This window comes from Streptomyces sp. 13-12-16 (assembly GCF_002114215.1).
Lineage (GTDB): Bacteria > Actinomycetota > Actinomycetes > Streptomycetales > Streptomycetaceae > Streptomyces.
This window is the reverse complement of sequence record NZ_NCTE01001462.1, coordinates 2637-6585: the sequence shown is the minus strand read 5'-3', so window position 1 is coordinate 6585 and position 3949 is coordinate 2637. Positions and strand designations below refer to the sequence as shown.

General features: G+C 71.8%; 4 protein-coding genes and 1 pseudogene. All 5 read left to right on the top strand.

Going from position 1 to position 3949, the window contains the following annotated elements:
* Positions 1–298, top strand: a pseudogene (locus B7767_RS47115) (extensin); the annotation flags it as partial.
* Between the two features lie 48 nt (positions 299–346).
* On the top strand, positions 347–772 hold the full coding sequence (locus B7767_RS42665; RefSeq protein ID WP_085576488.1) for a phage tail protein: 426 nt from the start codon (positions 347–349) through the stop codon (positions 770–772).
* A gap of 55 nt (positions 773–827) precedes the next feature.
* Positions 828–1565 carry a tail protein X gene (locus tag B7767_RS42660; protein ID WP_085576487.1) on the top strand — a complete coding sequence of 246 codons (738 nt, stop codon included), beginning with the start codon at positions 828–830 and terminating at the stop codon, positions 1563–1565.
* The gene (locus tag B7767_RS42655) at positions 1565–3472 is read left to right on the top strand and encodes a VgrG-related protein (protein WP_085576486.1); all 1908 of its coding nucleotides are present in this window, start codon (positions 1565–1567) and stop codon (positions 3470–3472) included. Before B7767_RS42660 ends, B7767_RS42655 begins: the two co-directional genes overlap by 1 nt.
* Complete coding sequence (locus B7767_RS42650) at positions 3472–3930, top strand: GPW/gp25 family protein (RefSeq protein ID WP_085576485.1); 459 nt, start codon at positions 3472–3474, stop codon at positions 3928–3930. Before B7767_RS42655 ends, B7767_RS42650 begins: the two co-directional genes overlap by 1 nt.
* The last annotated feature ends 19 nt before the right edge of the window (positions 3931–3949 follow it).

Sequence of the window (3949 nt, the reverse complement as noted above, 5' to 3'; positions counted from 1 at the left end):
CCCGTCGGACACCCCCGGCCCGCCGCCCGCGCACACCCCCGCGCCGCCCCCGCCGTACGACCCCGGCACCCCTCCGCCGCCGTACGACCCCGGGCCGCCCCCTCCCTACGAGCTCCACGACCCGCACCCCGGCGCGGGCGGCCCGCACGCCGGGCAGTCCTTCGATCCGCGTGCCCTGACCGACGGGCAGCTCGACGAGCTGACCCACCGTCTGGTCGGCCCGCTGACCCGTCTCCTCCGTGCCGAGCTGCGGATGGACCGGGAACGCATCGGCAGACTCCGCGACCCCCGCGCCTGACCCGCACCCGCCCGACCGCCGTCCCGCCCGCCTCCGAAAGGCCTTCCGATGTCCAGCGATCTCGACCCGGGATCCACCATCTTCTTCACCCTCACCATCGACGGGCAGAGCCTCGGCGCGTTCAACGGCTGTGAGGGGCTGGCGTCGACGGTGGAGGTCGAGCAGTACCGGGAGGGCGGCAACAACGGGTTCGTGTGGCAGTTGCCGACCCGGGTCACCTTCTCCACCATCCGGCTGACCCGTCCGCTGACCCCGGAGACCTCGAAGGTCGCCGCCTGGATCTCCTCCGTGACGACCGGCGTCACCCGTCCCACCGCCCAGATCTCGGCTCTGCGCGCGGACGGCTCCCAGGTGGCGCGCTGGGGGCTGATCGACGTACTGCCGGTGAGCTGGCAGGGCCCCTCCCTGGACCCCGCGAACCCGGGCGTGGCCACGGAGGTCCTGGAGATCGCGCACCACGGATTCACGGACTGAGCGCGACCGGCGCGCACCACCCCACACCGAACACCGAGGACGGAGACGAAGGACCATGGCAGCCAAGGGAGGCAAGGGCTCCAAGGGCGGAGCGGGCAAGAGCCTGGTGCGGGCCACGCTGGCCATCCACGAGCCCCCCATCGGTGACAGCACCACACCGGGCGGTCTGATCAAGACCTTCGACTTCGACTTCAACCCGGCGCAGCTCACCCTCACCCGCCGCGCCCAGTGGAAGAGCACCCCGTCCGCCGCCCTGCGCGACGGCCCGCTGCCCGAGTTCATGGGGGCCGAGGGCCGGAGCCTGTCGATGGAGATCTTCCTCGACTCCTCCGGCGACCCCGGTGACAACAGCGTGCTGAAGAAGGTCGAGGCGCTGTTCTCCTGCTGCGAGGTGACCGCCAAGAGCATCGCGGCGGACCAGCCGTCCACACCGTGGGTGGTGTTCGAATGGGGGTCGTTCTCCACGGCGCGGTTCACCGCGTACATCGGCAGTGTGGGGGCGAACTACACGCTGTTCGGCACCACGGGCGTACCGATCAGGGCGGCCTGCCAGGTGGAGCTGAACGAGATCCCCAGTCAGACCAAGGGCCAGAACCCGACCTCGGGCGCGCTCACCGCGCGGCGCGTGCACCGGGTCGTGGCGGGCGACACCCTGCAGTCACTGGCCTGGCGGGAGTACGGGGACGCCGCGGCCTGGCGCTCGATCGCCGAGGCCAACGACATCGACGACCCGTCCCGGCTGCCCAACGGCACCGAACTGATCCTTCCGGCGGCCGGGGAGGTCGCGTTCTGATGGTCAAGCCCTCCTTCTCCAACATCGTCGACGTCACGTTCGACGGCAAGCCCGTGCCGCCCTACTTCGCCCCGCTGCTCGTCGGCGGCTGGGTCGACCTGGGCGCCGGGGTGCCCGGCGCCTTCCGGGTGACGTTCCGGGACGCGCACGGGCTGGTGCTCGGCAAACTGGGCATCAAGTTCGGCACCGAGGTGGTGATCTCCCCCGTCGCCCACGGCAAGGGCGCCGGTGACCCGCTGCTGACCGGCGAGGTCACCGGCATGGAGACCGACTACGACGGCACCGGCACCTTCACCGTGATCCGCGGCTACGACCGCGGCCACCGCATGATGCGCCGCCGCCGGGTCGCCGCCTACCGCAACCAGACGGCGTCGGACATCGCCCGCACCCTGGCCGGCCAGGACGGTGTCGCCGTCGGCGAGGTGCAGTCGACCAGGACGGTCTACGAGTTCATCAGCCAGGCCAACGTCACCGACTGGGACTTCCTGTCCCGGCTCGCCGACGAGAACGACAGGGTGATGTCCCTCGACGCCAAGGGGAAGTTCCGGTTCGTCAGCCCCGATCCGGCCTCCGGCGCGCCCCCCACCAGCACGCCGGGCGAGAAGAGCCCGTTCGTCCTCCAGGCCGGCACCGACGTGCTGCGCTGCCGGGCCGCGGTGACCTCCGCCGACCAGTACGGGCGGGTCGAGGCGCGCGGCTGGGACGTCGTCGCGAAGAAGGAGCTGACCGCGACCGCGCCCACCACCGCCAACCCCGGCATCTCCATCGGCACCACCCCGCAGAAGGCCGCCTCGGCGTTCGGGATCGTCACCCTCGTGGAGACGGAGAAGCCCTACGACCGGCAGAACGAGGTCAAGTTCGCCGCGGACTCCCTCGCCGACGACGTGACCTCGTCCTTCGCCGAGCTGGAGGTCGTCGTGCGCGGCAACCCCAAGCTGCGCCCCGGCGTCCCCGTCACCCTCACCGACGTCGGCGCCCCCTTCGAGGGCAAGTACACGGTGACGTCCGCCCGGCACGTGTTCGGCGACGGCAAGCACTACGAGACCTGGATCACCGTCAGCGGCCGCCAGTGGCGCTCGCTGTTCGGGCTCACCTCCGGTGGCGGAGGCACCGGGGCGGCTGCCGCGCCCCGTCTGCCCGGTGTCGCCAACGCCCTGGTCACCGACGTGCAGGACCCGCTCAAGCAGGGCAGGGTGAAGCTGCGGTTCCCGTGGCTGGACGACACGTACGTCTCCGACTGGACCCGTACCGTGCAGCTCGGCGGCAAGCGCGGCGGCGGGATCTTCCCGCTCGACGTGGGCGACGAGGTGCTGGTGGCGTTCGACCGGGGCGCCCTCGACCACCCGTTCGTCGTCGGCGGGCTCTACAACGGCGTGGACAAGCCGTCCCCCGTCCGGGACGTGCCGCTGCACGACGGCGTGAAGCGGCGGGCGATCCGGCACACCCTGTCCGACCGCGACGCCAACCGCGTCGACCTGCTCAGCCAGACCACCGGCGCCCGCAAGCAGGGCGTCCGCGTCGCCTCCGGCGACGACAAGCTGATCATCAACCTGGACCGTACGAAGACGGAGATCACCGTCGACAGCAAGGGCACCGTCGTCATCAAGGGAAGCCGCTCGGTATCCGTCGAGGCGGGCACCGACCTGACCCTGAACGGCAAGCGGTCCGTGACCATCAGGAGCGGTGGCCCGCTCACCCTCCAGGGCCGCGGCGCGGTCAGCCTCAGCTCGGCCGTCGGCGCCGTCAGCGTCGACGCCAAGGGCGCCCTGTCCCTGAAGGCCGCGGGCCTGGCCACCCTCTCCGCGCTGGGCAGCGTCCAGATCAACGCGGCGGCCGCCGTGGGCATCCGGGCCGCCACCGTCCCGATCATGGGTCTGCTCACCGCCAACGGAAAGCCGGTGATCTGATGGCCGAGCAGTTCGTCGGATCCGGCTGGGCGTTCCCCCTGCGCATCGGACCCACCGGGGGCATCGCCCTGGTCAGCGGCGAGAAGGAGATCGAGGAGGCCATCCGGCTGGTCCTGGCCACCGCGCCGGGCGAGCGGCCGATGCGCCCGGAGTTCGGCTGCGCCATCCACGACCTGGTGTTCGCCCCCGTCAACGAGGCCACCGCCGGCCGCATCCAGCACGAGGTGTACGCCAGCCTCGACCGCTGGGAGCCGCGCATCGAGGTCGAGGAGGTGGAGGTCACCGCCGGTCCCGGCGAGGGCGTCCTGCACATCGACGTCCGCTACTCCGTCCGCGGGACCAACAACCCGCGCAGCCTCGTCTTCCCCTTCTACGTCATCCCCTCCCACGACGAGCCCGGCACGAGCGGCACGGCCGGTGCGGGCGAGTCGGGCCCCCTCCCCGAAAGCGACCGCTGATGGCCCTGCCCTCTCCCCA